16 protein-coding genes are annotated in these 20,807 nt (G+C 45.7%); 1 reads left to right on the forward strand and 15 read right to left on the reverse strand.

The features are described 5' to 3' along the window. Positions 1–4: 4 nt before the first annotated feature. The 10 genes from prmA to HFE64_04650 form a co-directional block, all read right to left on the reverse strand. Complete coding sequence (gene prmA / locus HFE64_04605) at positions 5–967, reverse strand: 50S ribosomal protein L11 methyltransferase (protein ID MCI8632750.1); 963 nt, start codon at positions 965–967, stop codon at positions 5–7. Between the two features lie 14 nt (positions 968–981). Then, positions 982–2,118 (reverse strand): molecular chaperone DnaJ, encoded by a 1,137-nt coding sequence (dnaJ, locus tag HFE64_04610; GenBank protein MCI8632751.1) that lies wholly within the window; start codon positions 2,116–2,118, stop codon positions 982–984. Between the two features lie 83 nt (positions 2,119–2,201). Further along, a complete protein-coding gene (gene dnaK / locus HFE64_04615) occupies positions 2,202–4,076 on the reverse strand; it encodes a molecular chaperone DnaK (GenBank protein MCI8632752.1) in 1,875 nt (624 codons plus the stop codon). A gap of 25 nt (positions 4,077–4,101) precedes the next feature. Next, on the reverse strand, positions 4,102–4,665 hold the full coding sequence (gene grpE / locus HFE64_04620) for a nucleotide exchange factor GrpE (protein MCI8632753.1): 564 nt from the start codon (positions 4,663–4,665) through the stop codon (positions 4,102–4,104). Beyond that, entirely contained in the window at positions 4,637–5,731 is a 1,095-nt protein-coding gene (gene hrcA / locus HFE64_04625; protein MCI8632754.1) for a heat-inducible transcription repressor HrcA, read from the reverse strand. The genes grpE and hrcA overlap by 29 nt, the downstream gene beginning before the upstream one ends. A 109-nt stretch (positions 5,732–5,840) precedes the next feature. Then, positions 5,841–6,977, reverse strand: a complete 1,137-nt coding sequence (locus tag HFE64_04630) for an oxygen-independent coproporphyrinogen III oxidase (GenBank protein MCI8632755.1) — start codon at positions 6,975–6,977, stop codon at positions 5,841–5,843. Positions 6,978–6,997: 20 nt separating this feature from the next. Next, positions 6,998–8,263 (reverse strand): phosphoribosylamine--glycine ligase, encoded by a 1,266-nt coding sequence (gene purD, locus HFE64_04635; protein ID MCI8632756.1) that lies wholly within the window; start codon positions 8,261–8,263, stop codon positions 6,998–7,000. Next, positions 8,260–8,898: a phosphoribosylglycinamide formyltransferase gene (locus HFE64_04640; protein ID MCI8632757.1), complete on the reverse strand. Its 639-nt coding sequence runs from the start codon at positions 8,896–8,898 to the stop codon at positions 8,260–8,262. Before HFE64_04640 ends, purD begins: the two co-directional genes overlap by 4 nt. Positions 8,899–8,977: 79 nt before the next feature. After that, complete coding sequence (locus tag HFE64_04645; GenBank protein MCI8632758.1) at positions 8,978–10,015, reverse strand: phosphoribosylformylglycinamidine cyclo-ligase; 1,038 nt, start codon at positions 10,013–10,015, stop codon at positions 8,978–8,980. Positions 10,016–10,096: 81 nt separating this feature from the next. After that, positions 10,097–10,840, reverse strand: a complete 744-nt coding sequence (locus tag HFE64_04650; protein MCI8632759.1) for a hypothetical protein — start codon at positions 10,838–10,840, stop codon at positions 10,097–10,099. Between the two features lie 222 nt (positions 10,841–11,062). Here HFE64_04650 and HFE64_04655 point away from each other — a divergent pair, with 222 nt between their 5' ends. Beyond that, a complete protein-coding gene (locus HFE64_04655; protein ID MCI8632760.1) occupies positions 11,063–11,491 on the forward strand; it encodes a hypothetical protein in 429 nt (142 codons plus the stop codon). Here HFE64_04655 and radA read toward each other — a convergent pair. The 5 genes from radA to HFE64_04680 all read right to left on the reverse strand — a co-directional run bounded on the left by radA (position 11,488) and on the right by HFE64_04680 (position 20,664). Then, positions 11,488–12,891: a DNA repair protein RadA gene (radA, locus tag HFE64_04660; protein MCI8632761.1), complete on the reverse strand. Its 1,404-nt coding sequence runs from the start codon at positions 12,889–12,891 to the stop codon at positions 11,488–11,490. The two genes, HFE64_04655 and radA, sit on opposite strands and share 4 nt — an antisense overlap. Before the next feature lie 29 nt (positions 12,892–12,920). Beyond that, the gene (locus tag HFE64_04665; GenBank protein ID MCI8632762.1) at positions 12,921–15,377 is read right to left on the reverse strand and encodes an ATP-dependent Clp protease ATP-binding subunit; all 2,457 of its coding nucleotides are present in this window, start codon (positions 15,375–15,377) and stop codon (positions 12,921–12,923) included. After that, complete coding sequence (gene uvrA / locus HFE64_04670; protein ID MCI8632763.1) at positions 15,374–18,223, reverse strand: excinuclease ABC subunit UvrA; 2,850 nt, start codon at positions 18,221–18,223, stop codon at positions 15,374–15,376. The genes HFE64_04665 and uvrA overlap by 4 nt, the downstream gene beginning before the upstream one ends. A 39-nt stretch (positions 18,224–18,262) precedes the next feature. Further along, positions 18,263–20,269, reverse strand: a complete 2,007-nt coding sequence (uvrB, locus tag HFE64_04675; protein MCI8632764.1) for an excinuclease ABC subunit UvrB — start codon at positions 20,267–20,269, stop codon at positions 18,263–18,265. A 209-nt stretch (positions 20,270–20,478) separates the two neighbouring features. Next, entirely contained in the window at positions 20,479–20,664 is a 186-nt protein-coding gene (locus tag HFE64_04680; protein ID MCI8632765.1) for a hypothetical protein, read from the reverse strand. Positions 20,665–20,807 lie beyond the last annotated feature (143 nt).

The following is a 20,807-nucleotide window of genomic DNA, read 5'->3' on the forward strand; positions in this document are numbered from 1 at the left end:
TTCTTCACTGCAGGCGGCTGTAAATCGCAACCCAGCTGCCCTGCTCCCTTACCTCTATGATTTGATATCCTGCCTCTGTCAGCATCTTTTCTACATCTGCGCGGCGCTCCTGAATAATGCCTGAAGCAATAAAGCAACCGCCTTTTTTCAGAAATTCTTTCGCCTGCGGTGCCAGCAGGATAATCACATCGGCGATAATATTGGCTACAATCACATCGGCCTTAATCTGCTTTAGAGCGTCCACCTCTGTTAAGTTCCCTGCATATACGGCTACCTGCTGCTGCACCTGATTTTTCTGTACGTTTTCCTTGGCCACCAATACGGCATTAGGATCTAAATCCGAGCAGATAACCTGTTTGGCCCCTACCTTGGCCGCTACAATTCCCAAAATGCCGCTTCCGCATCCGATATCCAATACCGTGTCGCCAGGCTGAACCTGTTCCTCCAGCAGCTCCATACACATCGAGGTTGTTTCATGTGTACCCGTGCCAAAAGCCATCCCAGGATCCAAAGAAATGCGGATATCTCCTGGTTCATCCTCAGCCTCCACCCAGGAAGGCACTACAAAAATGTGATGTCCTAAATGAAAGGGCTGATAATACTTTTTCCATGCATTCGCCCATTCTTCCTCGGCCATCAGCTGCGTATCAATCTGAGCGCTTCCTACCGGCAGATAAGCGGCAATCCCGTCAATGGATGCCTTAAGCCTAAAGAGTAAATCCTCCAGCGCCGCCGGCGTGGGCACGATTTCTGTTGAAAAGTAGCAGCGCATGAGCACTTCATCTCTTTTTAGATCCTTTAACAGCTCTTCGTCGATATAATCCCAGCTAGTCGGATCTTTCTCCTGATTTAAAATATCCTTAGGATCAAAGATCTCTACGCCGCCGGCCCCCAATTCAGTAAAGGCATAACTAATCGCCTCTACTGCCTCTGTCACCGTATGCACCGTAATCTGATGATATTTCATCTAAGTCCGCCTCCTTAGCGTTTCTTTTTAAAGAACGATGGCTTGGATTGATCCCTTGTTGTCGTCCCCATGGCCTCGCCAAATTCTTTCAAAAGCTTTTTTTGATGCTCCGTCAGCTTCCGGGGAACCTCTACATTCACCGTCACATACAGATCGCCTCGCTGGTTCTGATTGCGGAGATAGGGAACTCCCTTTCCTCTCAAACGGAATCTGGTCCCTGTTTGCGTGCCGGCCGCCATATCATACTCCACTTGGCCGTCCAGCGTCGGAATGGTAAGCGTATCGCCCAGCGCCGCCTGCACAAAGCTCACAGGCACGCTGCAATACAAATCATAGCCCTCACGGCTAAAATTGGCATCCGGCTTTACCATCACGGTAATATACAGATCTCCGTTTGGTCCTCCCTGTGTGCCTGGCTCTCCCTTTCCGGGCATGCGCACGCTTTGTCCGGCGTCAATGCCCGCCGGTATATTGATTTCATAGGTCTTTTTCACCTTGATGCGGCCCGTTCCGCCGCACTTTTCGCATTTTTCACGAATGTATTGTCCGCTGCCACCACAGGTGGAACAGGTTCTAACGCTCGCCATAGTGCCAAACATCGTCTGCTGCTGCACGCGCTGCTGGCCGCTTCCATGACAGGTTGGGCACGTTTCTGGCTGTGTGCCTTTTTTCGCGCCGTTGCCGCCGCATTCCGGACAGGTATCATATACCCAGAGATCCACATTTTTTTTGCAGCCAAAGGCCGCCTCTTTAAAGGAAATTTCAATCCTTGTCTGCACATCATGTCCCGGCTGCGGACCTCCCCTTCTTCTGCTGCCGCCGCCAAAGATATCACTAAAGCCACCGCCGAAAATATCACTGAAACCGCCAAAGATATCATTAAAATCAAAGCCGCCGAATCCACCGGCGCCGCCAGCGCCTCCTTCAAAGGCGGCATGGCCATATTGATCATACTGTGCTCTTTTTTCCTGATCGCTCAGTACCGCGTATGCTTCGGAAGCTTCCTTAAATTTTTCCTCCGCTTCTTTGTCGCCGGGGTTTGCATCAGGATGATATTTTTTCGCCAATTTCCGGTATGCGCGTTTTAAATCCTGATCTGTCGCATTTTTTTCAACGCCTAAGACTTCATAATAATCTCGTTTATCTGCCATCTTACTCCTACACTCCTATTATCGTTACCACTCTATATGCACTCAAAGGCGCCTTGTTCCAAGGCGCCTGTTGAGATTCAATTTTATACTTCCTTAAAATCAGCATCTACCACGTTATCATCCTGCGGTCCGTTATTTCCACTATTGCCGCCGGTATGACCCGTATCCTGGCCAGCTGATCCTTCCTGCGGAGCTGCCTGCTGATACATCTTGGTAGCCATTTCATTGAGTGCTTTGGTCAGTGCCTCGGTCTGTGCTTTCAGTTCTGCTACTTCAGCATCGCCCGGATTCTGATTATTTTTATTCTTCTCTACGAGAGCCTTCAGCTTTGACAGCTCTGCTTCAATCGCACTCTTATCGGCTGCCGGTACCTTATCGCCCAGTTCCTCCAAGGATTTCTCTGTCTGGAAGACCATCGCGTCCGCCTCATTCTGAGCATCAATCGCTTCCTTGCGCTTTTTGTCCTCCGCTGCATACTGCTCAGCTTCTTTTACAGCCTTATCGATTTCATCATCTGACAAATTCGTTGAAGCTGTAATGGTAATTTTCTGTTCCTTACCGGTTCCCAGATCCTTTGCTGTTACATTTACAATACCATTGGCATCGATATCAAAGGTAACCTCAATCTGCGGTACACCGCGGGGAGCTGCCGGAATTCCATCCAGGCGGAAGCGACCTAAAGTCTTATTATCCTTAGCCATGGGACGCTCGCCCTGTACAACATGGATATCTACCGCGGTCTGATTGTTCTCAGCCGTAGAAAATACCTGACTCTTCTTTGCCGGAATTGTCGTATTTCTCTCAATTAAAGGAGTTGCTACGCCGCCCATTGTCTCGATTCCCAGTGTCAGAGGCGTTACATCCAGCAGCAAAATATCGCCGGAACCCGACTCGCCGGAAAGCTTTCCGCCTTGAATCGCTGCGCCAATTGCTACGCACTCATCGGGGTTAAGGGCCTTGGAGGGTTCTTTTCCTGTAATCTTTTTAACAGCCTCCTGAACAGCCGGAATACGCGTAGAACCTCCGACCAGTAGTACCTTATCCAGCTGAGATGCCTGCAGCCCTGCATCATTTAATGCATTGCGTACGGGCGTCATCGTTCTTTCTACCAGATCAGCCGTCAGACGGTCAAAATCTGCTCTTGTCAAGCGCACAGACAGATTCTTATAGCCATCCTCATTGGCTGTAATAAACGGAATATTAATATCGGTACTGGTCATATTAGACAGCTCTTTTTTTGCATTTTCTGCTGCATCCTTCAGACGCTGCATAGCCATTTTATCACCGGACAGATCAATTCCCTCTTCCTTCTGGAATTCTTTAATCAGATGATCAATCACGCGCTGATCAAAATCATCGCCGCCCAGATGATTATCGCCGCTGGTGGCCAGCACTTCAATGACACCATCACCAATATCAATAATCGATACATCAAAGGTACCGCCGCCCAGATCGTACACCATGATGGTCTGTTCATTTTCATTATCCAGACCATACGCCAGTGCAGCTGCCGTAGGCTCATTGATAATACGCTTAACATCCAAACCGGCAATTTTACCGGCATCCTTTGTCGCTTGACGCTGTGCATCGTTAAAGTAAGCAGGTACCGTAATTACGGCTTCGGTTACGCCCTCTCCCAGATAGCTTTCTGCATCGCTCTTAAGCTTCTGCAAAATCATTGCGGAGATTTCCTGCGGGCTATAGCTTTTTCCATCGATTTCGGTACGGCTGTCAGTGCCCATTTTTCTCTTAATAGAACGCACCGTTTTATCCGGATGTGTAATTGCCTGACGTTTTGCCAGATCGCCTACCAGACGCTCTCCTGTTTTACTGAACGAAAGGATGGAAGGGGTCGTACGACTTCCCTCCGGATTCGTAATTACAACCGGCTTGCCGCCTTCCATAACGGCTACACAAGAATTGGTTGTACCTAAATCAATACCGATAATTTTTCCCATGATACATTTCCTCCAATTTTATCAATTAATTTGCCACTTTTACAAGGCTGGGACGAATTACTACATCATTCAGCATATATCCCTTTTGGAATACTTCGACGATCTCGTTTTCACCATATTGATCATCCTCTACATGCTGCATTGCATCGTGAAAATGCGGATCAAAGCTCTGCCCAAGCGCCTCCATCTGTTCAACTCCCAGATTTTTCAGTGCTCCCAGCATCTGCTGATAGGTCATTTCCACACCCTTTACAAAAGTATCTTCTTTATCCTTTGCGGCGGCAAGCGCTCGTTCAAAGTTATCAATAACTGGCAGGATGGCTTCTACCACATAGCTAACGCCCCTGTTAAAGATCTGTTCTTTTTCCTTGGTGGTCCGTTTGCGGTAATTGTCAAACTCTGCCATCGTGCGAAGCAACTGATCCTTCATTTGCGCAAGCTTAAGCTCTGCCTCTTTTTCTGGTGAAACCACTTCCTCCTTGGCTTCCTCTGTCTGCTCAGCTACTGCAGAATCAACCTCTTCCTGCGTTTGATTTACAGCTTCTTCTGCCGCTTCCTTCTCACGGCTTGCCTGATCTGCTTCCGTCATATCGTTCCTCCTCTTTTCCGCCTTCCTCTTCAAAAAACTGAGGAAAGTCTTTTGTTAAATATTCTAAGGCGGAAACCACCTTATCGTAATCCATTCTCATAGGACCTACCACGCTGATCGACCCGATACTGCGGTGATTGTAGTGATATGTCGCCGTGACAATACTGCAGTCCTGAAGCTGCTCCGCTTGATTTTCCGAGCCGATCCGAATCTGCAAGCTTCCTCCTGCTTTTTCATGCTCATCGCTTCCAATCAAATGGAGCATCTGATCCTTTTGCTGGAAAAACTCCATCAAGGCTCTTGCCCTGGAAATATCGCTAAACTCAGGAAAATTCAAGATATTCGTAGTGCCGGCCGTAAACACATCCACATCATCTGCATATTGCATCGTATCGTTGATGGCGCCCAAAAGGCTTTCCATCATTTCACTCTCAATCTGGCTCTCACGCTTGATTTTCTGAATCAATGGGAGATTCATCTCGCTCACCGCCAGACCTGCCAGATTGCGATTCAGCACATCAGATAACCGATACAGAGCTTCTGGTTTCATCGGTCTCGCAATGGGAATCACATGGTTGCGTACGATGTTCCCATCTGTCACCAACACCAAAATAACAGATTTTTGATCCAGCGGAATCAGCTGAATATGCTTAAGCTTTGCTTTTTTAAACTGCGGCATCGTTACAATTGCCGTATATTTAGTGAGTGCTGCCAGAAGATCGCCAATTTCACGAAGCATGGAATCCAGCTGCATGGTTTTTTCTCTTAAGATACTCTTAAGCACATTTGCCTGCTCCTGACTCATCTGATCCCGCTCCATCAGCTGATCTACATAAAGCCGATACCCTTTGGAAGAGGGAATGCGACCGGCCGATGTATGCGGCTGTTCAATTAAGCCAAGCTCCTCAAGGTCCGACATCTCATTGCGAATCGTAGCAGAGCTAATACCCATCGGAAACCGACGCGAGATGGTCCGCGAGCCCACGGGCTCTGCTGTCTCCAGGTAATTCATGATGATGGCCTGCAAGATCTGAAGCTTGCGCTCGCTCATGTCCATTGTCATCACCTGCCATCTATTTTGTTAGCACTCAACGTTAAGGAGTGCTAACATCTGGTTATAAGATAGCACTTGCCCTTTAGTTTGTCAAGTGCTTTTTTTAAATAATCATAAAATTTTAATCCAGCAAAAAATCAGCAAATACCTGATTGGCCACATCCAGTCCTCGCTTCGTAAGATAGATCCTATCTTCCTCCTGTTTCAATAGCCCATACTGCAAATGCTTTGATATGGCAGCTTCGTAGACCGTCTCCATGGACCTCCCAAAAAGGCGCAAAAACTCGCTCCCTTTCACGCCGTGCGTGCATCTAAGCCCCAGAAACATAAACTCCTCCATCTGATCCTGAATACTTAGCACCTGCCGCTCTTCACAAATTGCCTTCTGATCAGCACTATGAGCAATATAAAGCTCCAGATCGCTTGTGTTTTTTGTACGAATCTGCTCTTTTAATAAAGAGGATGCCCCAAGGCCAAGGCCGATATACGGCTTACGCCGCCAATAGCCTATATTGTGCCGGCTTTCATAGCAGGGCTGCGAGAAATTTGAAATCTCATATTGCCGCATGTTTGCTTCTGACAATAGCTGACATGTGCGCCAGTACATCTGACGCTCCGTTTCTTCGTCCGGCAAATCCAGCTCTGATTGTTTTTCAAAAAAGAGTGTTCCTTCTTCTAAAATTAAACTATAGCAAGAAAGATGCTGCGGGTTTAGTGTTAGCGCTTGGCGGAGCGTTTCTTCCCACATTGAAAGCGTCTGGCCCGGAAGACCCATCATTAAGTCAAAAGAAATATTCTCAAAGCCTGCCCTGCGAAGGAGCTCCCAGCTTTCTATGACCTGCTTCTTTGTATGAATCCTCCCTAATCTTTTAAGTAAATGATCATCCATAGCCTGTACACCCATACTAATCCGATTGATCCCCTTCTGCTTCCAAAAATGTGCTTTTTCAGCTGTAACGGTTCCTGGATTGACCTCTATTGTCTGCTCTGCATCGTTCTCTATATGAAAGCTCTTCTGCAGCGCCTTCAGGATTGAATCCAATTCATCGCAGGACAGCACAGACGGCGTGCCTCCTCCAATAAAAACAGAAGACACCGGCCAGGTCTCTTTTCCTTTCCAGCTTTCAATTTCTGCACACAGCGCTTTCACATAGGCTTGCCTGCATTCTGCGGCTGCCGGAAAGGAAAGAAAGTCACAGTAGGCACATTTTTGTATACAAAAAGGGATATGCACATATAGCATCATGCTTGACTGCATACCCCTTCACTCCTTACTTTTTATTTTCTTCCGATATCGTGACGGTAATGCACATTTTCAAATGTGACATCATCAATGTGCTTATAGGCTTTATCAATCGCTTTGTCAAGAGCAACATCCAAGGCTACAACTCCTAATACGCGTCCCCCGTTTGTCACAATCTTTCCCTCTGCATTTTTCGTAGTTCCCGCATGGAAAAGCAGCATATCCTTCCGGTCCTTAAATGCATCCAGTCCTTGAATCGGATATCCCTTCTGATACTGCACCGGATACCCTCCGGAAGCTAAAACCACACATACGGCCGCATTATCTTCCCATTCAATTTCAACCTGATCTAGGCTTCCATCGATACAGGCTTCAAAAATATCGACCAAATCGCTTTTTAGCCGCGGCAATATAACCTGTGTTTCGGGATCACCAAAGCGTGCATTATATTCAAGCACTTTAACCCCCGACTGCGTCAGCATCAGCCCAAAGAAAATAATTCCTTTGAAAGTACGTCCCTCTGCGTTCATAGCATCCACAGTCTTCTGGAATATTTTTTCCTCTGCTTCCTTTTGATATGTCTCTGTATAATACTGACTCGGAGAAAAAGTACCCATGCCGCCGGTATTAAGCCCTTGATCATGATCCAGTGCGCGTTTATGATCCTGTGCGCTTACCATGGTACGGACCGTCTTTCCATCACAGAAGGAGAGCACCGAGACTTCCTGTCCCTGTAAAAACTCTTCCACCACCATCTGTGCGCCGGCCTGTCCAAATTTCTGATCGACCATGATCTCATCTACGCCTGCAAGCGCCTCTTCCTCATTCTGACAGATCAGTACCCCTTTGCCAAGAGCGAGTCCATCTGCTTTCAGAACAATCGGATATGTCTTATGCTCCCTTAAAAAGCTTTTAGCCGCATCGGCATCGTTAAACTCCCAATAGCCTGCTGTCGGGATTCCGTATTTCTGCATGAGCCGTTTAGAAAACACCTTGCTGCCCTCTAAAATGGCGGCATTGGCTCTTGGTCCAAAAATCCGCAGTCCCCGCGCCTCAAACTCATCTACAATTCCAAGCATCAATGGATCATCCATGCCCACTACTGTCAAATCAATCTGTTTCTCTACTGCAAAATCAGCTAAGCCCTTGATATCGGTAGCAGAAATGGCTACACATTCTGCTAGCTGTGCAATTCCGGCATTTCCCGGCGCACAATAGATTTTTTCTGCTTTCTGGCTCTGCGCAAGCTTCCATACAATTGCATGCTCTCTTCCGCCGCTTCCTACAACCAAGATCTTCATTCTGCTCTCTCTCCTTTTATCGTGACTTTATGATCCTCTATAATAAGCTGATCCTCTGAAAAAAGCCGTACTGCCTCTGGAAGCAGCTTCCACTCTGCCTCTTCCATCACGCGTCTTTGCAAAATTTCCGGCGTATCTCCTGTCATTACCTTAACCGCCTGCTGCAGCACAATCGGCCCGGTATCAGTGCCGGCATCCACAAAATGCACGGTCGCCCCTGTCACCTTAACGCCTCTCTTCAGTACCTCTTCATGCACCTTTAATCCATAAAAGCCATCACCGCAGAAAGAAGGAATCAAGCTGGGATGAATATTGAGAATCCGACCTTCAAAAGCATCTGTCACCGCCTTGCCAAGCACTACTAAATATCCTGCCAGAACAATGAGATCAATTTCCCGTTCCAGTAAAAGATCCCTTAAGGCCACATCATATTGCTGTTTGGTTTCAAACTGCAGCGTCGACAGATAAATCGATTCTATGCCAGCCTGCTTGGCCCTTTCCAGTCCGAATGCTTTTTTTCGATTACTGATTACACAAACAAGCTCCGCTAGTGGCAGCCGCCCCTCTGCTTTTGCATCGATCAGGGCCTGCAGATTGGTACCGCCTCCAGATATTAAAACCGCTACTCGTTTCATTATGCCTTTTCTCCAATTTAAGTTTATCGTGAAGCAATATAAAAAATCAGTTTTTTCAACTGATTTTTTATAAATCCCATTACAGGATCACACCTGGTGTCTCTTCTTCACTTTTTACAATACGGCCAATCTGATATGCTTTTTCTCCGCTTTCCCGCAGTGTTTGCAGTGCCAAATCTGCCTCTGCCGGATCAACGGCCAGCATCATACCGATTCCCATATTAAACGTATTGAACATTCCTTGTTCGCCTACGCCGCCGCGCTTCTGCATGAGAGCAAAAATAGGCGGAATTTCCCAGCTTCCTTTTTCAATCTGTGCGTTCGTATAATGCGGCAGCATTCTAGGAATATTCTCGTAAAAACCTCCGCCGGTTATATGGCTAATCGCCTTAATTTCTACTTTTTTCTTTAGCGCTTCAATTGCATTCACATAAATCTTGGTAGGTGCCAGCAGCACTTCTCCCAGCGGCTTGTCCAGCATTCCAAAATCATCTGCTAAAATTTCTTTTGCTCTTTCCGTATCCAAATCGAAAATTTTGCGAACCAGAGAGAAGCCGTTACTATGTACACCACTGCTCGCGATCCCAATAATCACGTCGCCTTCTTTTACTTTAGATCCGTCGATCACATCCTTGCGATCCACAATACCCACTGAAAAACCAGCAATATCATATTCATCTACCGGATAAAAGCCAGGCATTTCAGCGGTCTCTCCGCCGATGAGAGCACTATGGCTTTGACGGCAGCCATCGGATACGCCCTTTACAATCTCAGCAATCTTTTCCGGTACATTTTTACCGCAGGCAATATAGTCCAAAAAGAAAAGCGGGGTTGCACCGCAACAAACGACATCATTAACGCACATGGCCACTGCATCAATGCCAACCGTATCATGCCGATCCATCAAAAAGGCTACTTTTAATTTTGTTCCCACTCCATCGGTCCCGGATACTAAAATTGGTTCCTCCATTTTCTGATCAGCAATCGAAAATAGTCCGCCAAAACCACCTAAATCCGTAATCACATTCGAATTAAACGTAGTCTGTACATGCTGCTTCATCAGAGCGACAGCCTTATAACCAGCCTCTACATCAACTCCGGCACTTTTGTATTCAATAGCCATATAATCCTCCATTCTAAGCTGTACCTATTTGGCACTCAAATTCTACATTTATTTTACCCTGTGCATTATCGATTGTCAATCTGCTTTTTCAGTTAATAGTGACCAAATCCAAGTTTTTACCTGCTCTAAATTGCTTGTATTATTGACAATTCCTAAATATAAAGGAAGTCCCGGCGCACAGGCATCCAGTTGCGCATCCCCGCCGGCAACGCGGATCAAACAGGGAAGGTCTTTTACCATCGACTCCGCCCGTCCGTTATTGGTGGTAATTTTATAGGATACATATAAAATGCCTTCTTCTCCTTCCGGAGCTTTTTCCGCGGCCAATCGCTCCAATTCAAGAAATTCTTCTTCCGTAAATACATCCCTTAGATCCAAATACAGTCCCATGGATACATCGTTTACCATGCTATCCTGATCTCCTACAACCACATCCAGCATCCCAGCCGCAACACTGCCAGCTAATCGGTATAGCATAGCGTTCGCTTCCTCTGCTTCCGCCTGACTGTAACCGGTATAAAATTGCTCAGCCCAAAACTGTTTTTCTCCGTTCTCTGTCATTTGCGGAAACTTTTCTGAAAGATGAACCGGCAGGGCGTCGATCGCATCCGGATCTAAAAGCTTAGCCCTTACTCCAATCTGCAAACATTTCTCCTGCGGCTTATCAAAGGTAAATCTTCCAATGAACCATACGAGCATGCCTAATAAAGCCATTCCAATCAAAATCTGCAGCCAATAATTCTGCAGAATATAGCTGATTTTTTCTTTTATTGTCATTTGCTGATAAGCTGTTTTTACTTTTTCACGATCTGTATCCATTCTGCCTCCACCTTCTGGTTAATATAATTTAGTCTACCTCTTTTCCCCCTTTTTTGCAACAAAAAGAAAAAAACAAACTGTAAACAAATAATGAAATCTACCCTTTATTTTAGACTCCGTTAAAATTTCGATAAAATTCCTCATATTGACAGGTGTATCTAAAATTGAAACTCCCATACTAAAATTGAGCTCGTCAAATCTCAAAAGAAAGGATGGTAAATCATGATGAATTGTGTATTTAAGGGTTTTTTTAATGATCCCGATAGTGCAGAGGCTGCTTACTATGCGCTTCGCAGCAAACAGCTGGTCAACGACCTGGAAACCTCGAATTTAGCGACGCCTCGTTTTACCAGCATGGCTCCGCAAATTGCATATTCTGCTGAGGGGAATACGATGATCAATTCTTCCGTAGAACATGCAGGGCTTTTTAACAATTTTTTAACCAACAATGATCCCCGAGTCGCCATGACGCCATTTCTTCAGGCTTCTGAACGAGAAAAAGAGGCGTCCTCCAAAGCAGATACCTCTTTTTATCTATATGGTCACTGCCGCCGAAAAGATCTGGATGCAGTCAGCGCCTGTTTAAGGAATTTCGGCGCTTACTCCGTGCTTAGCTCCGGTGTAGAACGCCCTTCTCGCTTTCAACATTAAAACTTTTTCCGATAGTCACCAAAGACCTGACGGATCACCTGCGTCAGGTTTCTGGTCTCTATCACTTCTACTTGGGATAGCTTTTTCTTTCCCTCCGCTTTTAAACTATCCGGCGGCACAAAGATTCTGCTAAACCCCATCCGGACAATTTCCCGAATCATCATCTCTAAAGAAGGAACTTTTTTTAGCTCTCCCGTCAATCCTACATCCCCAATAAATACTGTATCAGCAGGGATGCTTTTTTTTAAGGCTGAAGATACCAGTGACATAATGACAGCTAAATTGACGGACTGCTGATTCAGCTTCAGCCCTCCCGTCGACTTGACAACCACATTTTTATCATATAGTGCAATCCCGCCTCGCTGCTCCAAAATAGAAATCAATGTAGCTAATTGATCGCGTTTCATGCATTCTGCAATCCGAGAGGGATAGGGGGTAAAGCTCTGTGAAATCAGCGTTTCTACTTCCGCAATCATGGGTCTGGTGCCTTCTTTAATGACGGATAAGGCGCTTCCTGTAATATCAGCCTCAGGATCGCGTTTCGTCATAAAATACTGAGACGGGTTATCAATTGCCTGCAGTCCATTTTCTTCCATCGTAAAAAATCCCATCTCTCCAGTGCTTCCAAAACGATTTTTAGTCGCAGAGAGCGTTCTCAGTTCCTCTGCTGGATCCGCTTCCATATATAAAACTGTATCGACCATATGCTCCAATGCACGCACGCCAGCCAACTCATCCTCTTTTGTCAGCTGCCCTGCCATTAAAACAGCTCTTGGATGCGCCGGATTTTTAGCCAGTTTCATAATGACATTCGTACATTCCAGTATTTGCGTAGGCGAACCAGGCCTGGAAGAGTACTCATCCAGAAAAAAAGTCTGAATGCTGTCTAAAATAATCAGCGCAGGGTCCGTCGCCTCAATGGCAGAAAGCACCTCATTCATATGTGAAGTAGAATGGACCCAAATATTTTCATGGATATCTTTCAAAATGCGGGCAGCTCTGCGGCGCAGCTGACTTTCGCTTTCCTCTCCGGATACATAAAGCACACGATATCCTGCCGATGCCACATCCTGTGCTGTCTGCAGCAATAAAGTAGATTTTCCTGCCCCCGGGCGTGCTGCGATAATGCTAATAGAATCTCTTACCAGACCGCCACCCAGCACGCGGTTTAATTCCTTCATCTGCGTCACAATTCTGTCGCTGCTTTGTACTGAAACCTTTTTCAGCTGCCTCAGCCCTTCACTTACTTTTACATGTGCATATTGGGTCTGTTCTGTCGATAAAACTGGTGCCTTTTCTTCTAAAGTATTCCAGGCATGACAGGCAGGACACTGCCCCATCCATTTACTGCTTTCATATCCACATTCTTTGCAAACATAGATCTCTTTTGTTTTAGCCATGTTCCCTCCTAGATCGACTGGTCACAGTCTCATTCCAGTATCCAGCTTAAATTCTCTTTTCCTTTCTCCAATCTAATATGATCGCCTGCTTTTATTTCTCCAGCCAAAATCTTTTCTGCCAGAACATTTTCTATCTGTGTTTGAATTACGCGGCGCAGCGGTCTCGCTCCATATACCGGAGTATAACCTTTTTCCGCTAACCAATCTGCCGCTTCCGGAAGGAGAGTCAATTCAATTTGCTGACTTTCCTGCACACGCCGCCTTACTTCAGCAAAGAGAATCTCCACAATTTGCCGAAGCTCCTCTTTATTCATCGGATGAAATACGATCGTCTCGTCAATTCGGTTTAAAAATTCAGGTCTAAAAATCCTCTTTACTTCTTCCAGTACTCCTTTTTTCATAGCTTCATATTCTTGCTGATGAGTTTCACCAGTCGCAAATCCCAGCTGCTTTGGCGCGCTGATACTCCTAGCTCCTGCATTGGATGTCATGATGATCACCGTGTTTTTGAAATCGATCCTACGTCCTTGTGAATCCGTAATATGGCCATCATCTAAAACCTGCAGCAAAATGTTAAACACATCTGGATGCGCTTTTTCAATTTCATCAAACAAAATTACCGAATATGGCTTGCGTCGAACCTTTTCGCTTAGCTGTCCGCCCTCTTCAAACCCTACATAGCCAGGAGGAGACCCAATCATCTTGGAGACGCTGTGCTTTTCCATATATTCTGACATATCGATGCGAATCAGCGCATCCTCCTGTCCAAATAGCACTTCGGCCAGGGCTTTACACAGCTCTGTTTTTCCCACGCCAGTGGGACCAAGAAACAGCAAAGACCCAATAGGACGCTTAGGATCCTTTAATCCGATCCTTCCTCTTCGTACTGTCTGTGCTACTGCTGTCACAGCCTCATGCTGTCCAATCACTCTTTCATGCAGGCGTTTTTCTAGATTACGCAGATTTTCTCCTTCTGCCTCTGCCAGCCTTTGGACAGGAATTCCTGTCCAATTCGCTACCACAGCTTCCACATCATCTACGCTTACCTCGCCACATGTTAAAGAGGCGCTTTTTTGACTTCTTTGCAGCTTAAACAGCTTTTCCTGTACTTCCATCTCCTGTTTTTTAATGTCCAGCGCTTTTTCCATCTGCCCCTTTAGAATAGCAGTCTCCTTTTCTTTGGCCAGCTGCTGCAGCTTTCTTTCCTGTTCCTGCAATAGCTGTGAATCTGGTTTGGAAAACATTCTCATATGCACGCGAGATCCTGCTTCATCCAGAAGATCCAAGGCTTTGTCCGGCAAAAAACGATCTGTAATATAGCGATGCGCCAAGTGTACGCATGCTTTGAGAGCCTCTGGCTGGATGTTGACCTGATGATGACGCTCATATTGTCGTTTTAGCCCCTCTAAAATCACCTCTGTCTCTTCTTCAGAGGGTTCCTCTACCTGAACTGATTGAAATCTTCTTGCCAATGCTCCGTCCTTTTCAACGTACTTTCTATATTCTCCCACTGTTGTAGCGCCGATCAGCTGCATCTCTCCCCGCGAAAGCGCCGGCTTCAAAATATTCGAAGCATCCATACTGCCTTCGGCAGCTCCTGCCCCTACCAGCGTATGAAGCTCATCCATAAATAGAATGATATTGCCCTCTCTCTGTACTTCCTCCATACAGCGCTTAAGACGTTCCTCAAATTCACCGCGATATTTAGAACCAGCGATCATCGCAGCCATGTCAAGCCCTAAAATTCTTTTTCCTTGCAGCATTTCCGGAACTTTTCCTTCTGCAATTCGCTGTGCTAATCCTTCCACGATAGCTGTTTTACCAACGCCGGGTTCTCCAAGCAGGCAGGGATTATTTTTAGTTCGCCTGCATAAAATCTGCATAATTCTCTCGATTTCTTTTTCTCTTCCGATAATCGGATCAAACAGATTAGCCCTTGCCATTGCAGTAAAATCTCTGCTAAAGCGCTCCACCACTGACCCTGCCGTTTCCTGTGGCGGCATTTCTTCTTCATGCATATCTGTCATCTCTCTTGCATGGCGCTGCTGCTTAGGCTTTGCAAGTCCAAGCTCCTGAAGAATCCGCTGTGCTATCTCGGGAACAGCCACTCCCATGATGCCTAAAAATCGAGCAGCGATAGATTCTGGCTCTAACAAAAGAGCCAGCAGCAGATGCTGCGTACCAATCTCCTGAAGCTCATTTTTTTGAGCAAGCTCTGCCGCATGCTCTAAAAGTACCTGCGCTTTGGGAGCCCATTCGATCGGATGCATCAGCTCTGATTCTGCACTGATGTCCATTTTGCTTAGCAGCTGCTCAAGCTTTTCCTCCGTTACCTCCAGCTGCTGCAAAATTTCTGCTGCATAAGAATCCTTTTGCATAGTCAGCGCCATGAGCAAATGCTCTGTACCAATATATCCATGTTCTAGCGCTAATGCGATCATTTCTGCACTTTTTAACGCTTCCTGTGCCTTCTTGGTATAATTCATTCACTTTTCCCTCTTTCTCGATTCATGACTCTCTTTAAAAATTGCCCCGTGTAAGATCCCGGCTCCTCTGCTACTGCCTCTGGCGTACCGGTTGCAATCACCTGTCCACCCTTATCGCCGCCTTCCGGACCTAAATCAATAATATAATCAGCCGTTTTAATCACATCCAAATTATGCTCAATCACCAGTACTGAATTGCCACCTTCTACCAGCTGCTGCAAAATAGTGACCAGCTTATGCACATCTGCAAAATGAAGCCCCGTCGTAGGCTCGTCCAAAATATAAAATGTTTTTCCTGTGCTGCGGCGACTCAGCTCCGTAGCAAGCTTTACCCGCTGTGCCTCACCGCCGGAAAGCGTAGTGGAAGGCTGCCCCAATTTGATATAGGACAATCCTACATCATAAAGCGTCTGAATCTTAGCGCGAATGCGCGGTACATTCTCAAAAAACGTCAGTGCTTCCTCAACTGTCATATCCAGCACATCCGCAATCGACTTTCCTTTATAATGCACTTCCAGCGTTTCACGATTATAACGCTTACCATGACAAACCTCACAGGGCACGTATACATCCGGCAAAAAATGCATCTCAATTTTCAAAATTCCATCGCCTGAGCAGGCCTCACAGCGCCCGCCCTTTGTATTAAAGCTAAACCGCCCCTTCTGATACCCGCGCAGTTTGGCATCCTGCGTTGCCGCAAAAAGCTCTCGAATCATATCAAACACACCTGTATAGGTAGCCGGATTAGAACGCGGCGTTCTCCCAATTGGCGATTGGTCAATTACAATGACCTTATCCAAATATTCTAGGCCAGTAATGCTTTCATAATGCCCCGGCTTAACCCGTGCCCGATTCAAATCTCTTGCTAAAATCTTATATAAAATTTCATTCACAAAGGTACTCTTACCTGACCCGGATACACCCGTCACACAGGTAAAAACTCCCAGCGGTATATCAAAGTTTGTTCCCTTTAGATTATTCTGTCGCGCTCCTCTTAAATGAAGCCATCTCTCTCCCGGTTCCCTACGCGTTTTGGGAATTTCAATCTTTTTACGCCCGCTCAAATAATCTCCTGTAATTGAATCCGGACAAGCCATAATCTCTTCTGCCGTTCCCTGGCAAATCAGCTCTCCGCCATGAACACCGGCCGCCGGTCCAATATCCACAATATGATCTGCTGCCAGCATGGTATCTTCATCATGCTCTACTACAATCAATGTATTCCCCAGATCCCGCAGCTCCTTCAGCGCATCCAGCAGCTTTTCGTTATCCCGCTGGTGCAGACCGATGCTGGGTTCATCCAAAATATATAAAACGCCTACTAAACCTGAACCAATTTGAGTGGCTAATCGAATTCGCTGTGCCTCACCGCCGGAAAGCGTACCCGCAGAGCGGGAAAGCGTCAGATAATCCAATCCTACATTATACAAAAACCCAAGTCTGGCCCGAATTTCCTTTAAGATCTGATGACCAACCAGCTGATCTCTTTCAGAGATCGTAAGCGTATCAAAAAACTGCTTTGCCTCTCGAATCGACATATCTGTCAAGCTTGCAATGCTGGTATCTCCTACTGTAACTGCCAGCGCTTCCGGCTTCAGCCGGTATCCATGGCATACTGGGCAGGCTGTATGTGTCATAAAAGCTTCGTACTCTCCGCGCATACTTTCCGGTGTCTCCTGATAGCGGCGCTGCAATGTGGGCAGCAGCCCTTCGTATTTCATGGAATAGCTGCGCGGACCAAAACGCCCTTCATATTCAATATGAAATTCCTCACCCTGATCTCCATAAAGCAAAATCTGCATCACTTCAGATGGCAGCTCTTTTACCGGCGTATCGAGTGAAAATTGATGTCTCTTCGCTAAAACCCGCATAATTTTGCCCGAATAGCTATCTGGATTACTTACAGAACCATACCCAGGTGCAACAATAGCGCCCTGATTTAATGACAGTTCCTTATTAGGAATCAAAAGATCTGGATCAAACTCTGCCTTAACACCCAAGCCTAAGCATTCCGGACAAGCTCCAAAGGGATTATTAAAGGAAAACATTCTTGGCTGCAATTCATTGATGCTGATCCCGCAATCCGGGCAGGCAAAATTCTGGCTGAAGGTATGCCTCGCTTTACCATCAACCTCTACCTCCAATAGGCCCTCTGTTAGATGCAGAACCGTTTCTATTGAATCCGTTAGCCTTTTGGCAATCCCTTCTTTTACAACTAACCGGTCTACGACAATCTCAATCGTATGCTTCACGTTTTTTTCCAACTCAATGTTCTCATCTAGCATATACATATTGCCATCAATCATTGCACGCACATATCCTGATCGCTTGGCCTTATCAAGCAGCTTGGTATGCTGCCCTTTTCTTCCGCGCACAACAGGCGCCAATAGCTGAATCCGGCTTCCTTCTGGCAAAGACATAATTTGGTCGACCATTTGATCTACAGATTGTTTAGCAATCTCCCTGCCGCATTTAGGGCAGTGAGGAATTCCGATTCGTGCATATAAAAGACGCAGATAATCATAAATTTCCGTTACTGTACCTACCGTAGAACGGGGATTTTTTGAGGTGGTTTTCTGATCAATCGCAATGGAAGGAGAAAGCCCCTCGATACTCTCTACATTTGGCTTTTCCATTTGACCTAAAAACATACGTGCATAGGAGGATAAAGACTCCATATATCGACGCTGTCCTTCAGCAAATATGGTATCAAACGCCAAGGAGGATTTCCCTGAGCCTGAAAGACCAGTGAACACCACAAGCTTATCGCGCGGAATCGTTAGATTCAAATTCTTTAAATTATGCTCATTGGCTCCCTTAATACGAATAACTGACCGATCTTCCATTATACTTCTCCTTTATTCATTTCTAAGCTATCCTTCATCCTATACTTCCATCTCTATATCACGCAGCGCTGTCTTCATCTCGACAATACGGTCACGAAGCTGAGCTGCTTCTTCAAAGCGCAGATCTGCTGCTGCCTTTCGCATCTCATTTTGCAATGCCGCAATATTTTTAAGCAGATCCTGTTTGCTCATGGATTCCGGTTCTACAAGCAACCGATCATCCTCTTCTGCCTCTGGAGCTAAAGTAGCCCGAATCACATCATGCACTTTTTTGGTAATACTCTTAGGAATAATGCCATGTTCCTCATTATACTTGGTCTGAATTTCTCGTCTCCGGTTTGTTTCATCCAGTGCCCGCTGCATAGACCCTGTCATCGTATCAGCATATAAAATTACGCGTCCATCTACATTTCGCGCTGCTCGTCCAATCGTTTGAATCAGCGCTGTTTCCGAACGCAAAAATCCTTCTTTATCTGCATCTAAGATAGCAATGAGAGAAACTTCAGGGATATCCAGCCCTTCGCGTAGCAGGTTAATACCGATCAAGACATCATAGACACCTGTCCTTAAGTCCCTTACAATTTCTAGTCTCTCCAGCGTATCAACGTCTGAATGCAGATACTGTACTTTAATCCCGGCTTCTTTTAAATACTTTGTCAAATCCTCCGCCATTTTTTTAGTGAGCGTCGTCACCAGTGTTTTTTGTTGTTTAGCTGTAACCTTTCGAATCTGAGCAATCAAATCATCAATTTGCCCTTCTACTGGACGAATTTCTACAAATGGATCGATCAATCCTGTCGGCCGAATAATTTGTTCAGCCTTTAGCTGCTCGTGCTCTGTCTCATAGGGTCCAGGAGTAGCCGATACAAATAGAATCTGATGGATTTTCTGTTCAAATTCTTCAAAATTTAATGGTCTATTGTCCTTAGCAGAAGGCAAACGGAATCCGTAATCCACCAAAGTTGTTTTACGGGATTGATCTCCATGGTACATAGCCCTTACCTGAGGCAGCGTCATATGCGACTCATCGATCATGATTAAAAAATCTTTAGGAAAATAATCCAACAGGGTATGAGGCGTACTGCCCACCTCCCGTCCTGAAAGATGTCTGGAATAATTTTCGATTCCACTGCAAAACCCGGTTTCACGCATCATCTCGATATCAAAATTAGTACGCTGAGCAAGTCTCTGTGCTTCTAAGATCTTATCCTCGGCCATTAATTCCTTTAGCCTTATATCCAGTTCTTCTTCTATGCTCGTTACTGCTTTTTCCATCTTGTCTGCCGGCGTTACATAATGAGACGCGGGGAATAAAATAATATGCTCTCGAATCCCTACGATTTCTCCGGTCAGAGTGTCCACCTCTACAATTCGATCGACCTCGTCCCCAAAGAATTCAATCCTGTATGCATTCTTATCTTCGGCAATCGGCATAATCTCTAAAACATCGCCTCTGACCCGAAAGGTACCTCTAGCCAAGTTCATATCATTTCGCGTATACTGCAATTCTACTAAACGCTGCAGCACACTGTCTCTTTCTTTGATCATCCCAGGTCTAAGCGATAAGGTCATACTATTATAATCAATGGGATCCCCCAAACCATAGATACAGGAAACACTGGCTACAATAATGACATCACGCCGCTCAAACAAAGCGGCCGTCGCAGAATGTCGAAGTTTATCAATCTCATCATTGATCGCACTATCCTTTTCAATAAAGGTATCTGTCTGCGGCACATATGCTTCCGGCTGATAATAGTCATAGTAGGACACAAAATACTCCACTGCATTATGGGGGAAAAACTCTTTAAATTCACTATATAACTGCGCTGCTAATGTTTTGTTATGCGCCAGAATTAGAGCCGGCTTATTTAGTTCTGCAATAATATTAGCCATCGTAAATGTCTTACCGGAACCGGTTACTCCTAATAAAGTCTGACACCGATTTCCTTTCTGAAAGCCTTCTACCAGCTGCTGAATTGCCTGAGGCTGATCTCCTGTTGGCTTAAAGGGTGAGACAACTTGAAACTTATTCTCTTTTTGCATATGAATCTCCACTTAAAAAATCTTGTTCTTTTCTCTAACTTTAAAACTACGATAAAGAACAAGTGTTCTCCTTATTTTACTGTAAATCATGATAAATGTCAACTGTTATTATACTGTTTTTCATCTTTCTTCAATAAGGATATACGAAAAAGCAGGAGGCTTTAAGCAGCCTCCTGCCTGTAATGATGATATGCTCTTTCCTAGGCGTCTTAGGACTCCCTGCGTCCTGCAGCTCTCTCCGCCATGCTGCTCGCCAGCTCATCCTCCATACTCTTCTCTCTCTTCTTCTGCTTTACCATGTGCACAATCAGCACAACCACCATCGCCAACAGTATGATCAGCGCCGGTATATCCCACATGCAAAATCCTAACGTCGTATGAATCATTTCACTCATCCTCTCTTCCTCCTTTCCTTATCTTCCTGTTTCCTCTAGCTCTTTCCTTAGCTCAAACATCCGTTTCTGTCTCTTCTTCCGGTCATGCGTGTAGTACAGCTCTACCATAAACGCCACCATAAGCAGGATCAGATGCAGAATGC

It is taken from the genome of Lachnospiraceae bacterium, assembly GCA_022794035.1.
Taxonomy (GTDB): Bacteria; Bacillota; Clostridia; order Lachnospirales; family Bianqueaceae; genus CALWPV01.

Coding starts and splice junctions, on each gene's coding strand:
- prmA (MCI8632750.1), bottom strand. CDS start 967: ATGAAATATCATCAGATTACGGTGCATACGGTGACAGAGGCAGTAGAG.
- dnaJ (MCI8632751.1), bottom strand. CDS start 2,118: ATGGCAGATAAACGAGATTATTATGAAGTCTTAGGCGTTGAAAAAAAT.
- dnaK (MCI8632752.1), bottom strand. CDS start 4,076: ATGGGAAAAATTATCGGTATTGATTTAGGTACAACCAATTCTTGTGTA.
- grpE (MCI8632753.1), bottom strand. CDS start 4,665: ATGACGGAAGCAGATCAGGCAAGCCGTGAGAAGGAAGCGGCAGAAGAA.
- HFE64_04630 (MCI8632755.1), bottom strand. CDS start 6,977: ATGCAGTCAAGCATGATGCTATATGTGCATATCCCTTTTTGTATACAA.
- purD (MCI8632756.1), bottom strand. CDS start 8,263: ATGAAGATCTTGGTTGTAGGAAGCGGCGGAAGAGAGCATGCAATTGTA.
- HFE64_04640 (MCI8632757.1), bottom strand. CDS start 8,898: ATGAAACGAGTAGCGGTTTTAATATCTGGAGGCGGTACCAATCTGCAG.
- HFE64_04650 (MCI8632759.1), bottom strand. CDS start 10,840: ATGGATACAGATCGTGAAAAAGTAAAAACAGCTTATCAGCAAATGACA.
- HFE64_04655 (MCI8632760.1), top strand. CDS start 11,063: ATGATGAATTGTGTATTTAAGGGTTTTTTTAATGATCCCGATAGTGCA.
- radA (MCI8632761.1), bottom strand. CDS start 12,891: ATGGCTAAAACAAAAGAGATCTATGTTTGCAAAGAATGTGGATATGAA.
- HFE64_04665 (MCI8632762.1), bottom strand. CDS start 15,377: ATGAATTATACCAAGAAGGCACAGGAAGCGTTAAAAAGTGCAGAAATG.
- uvrA (MCI8632763.1), bottom strand. CDS start 18,223: ATGGAAGATCGGTCAGTTATTCGTATTAAGGGAGCCAATGAGCATAAT.
- uvrB (MCI8632764.1), bottom strand. CDS start 20,269: ATGCAAAAAGAGAATAAGTTTCAAGTTGTCTCACCCTTTAAGCCAACA.
- HFE64_04680 (MCI8632765.1), bottom strand. CDS start 20,664: ATGAGTGAAATGATTCATACGACGTTAGGATTTTGCATGTGGGATATA.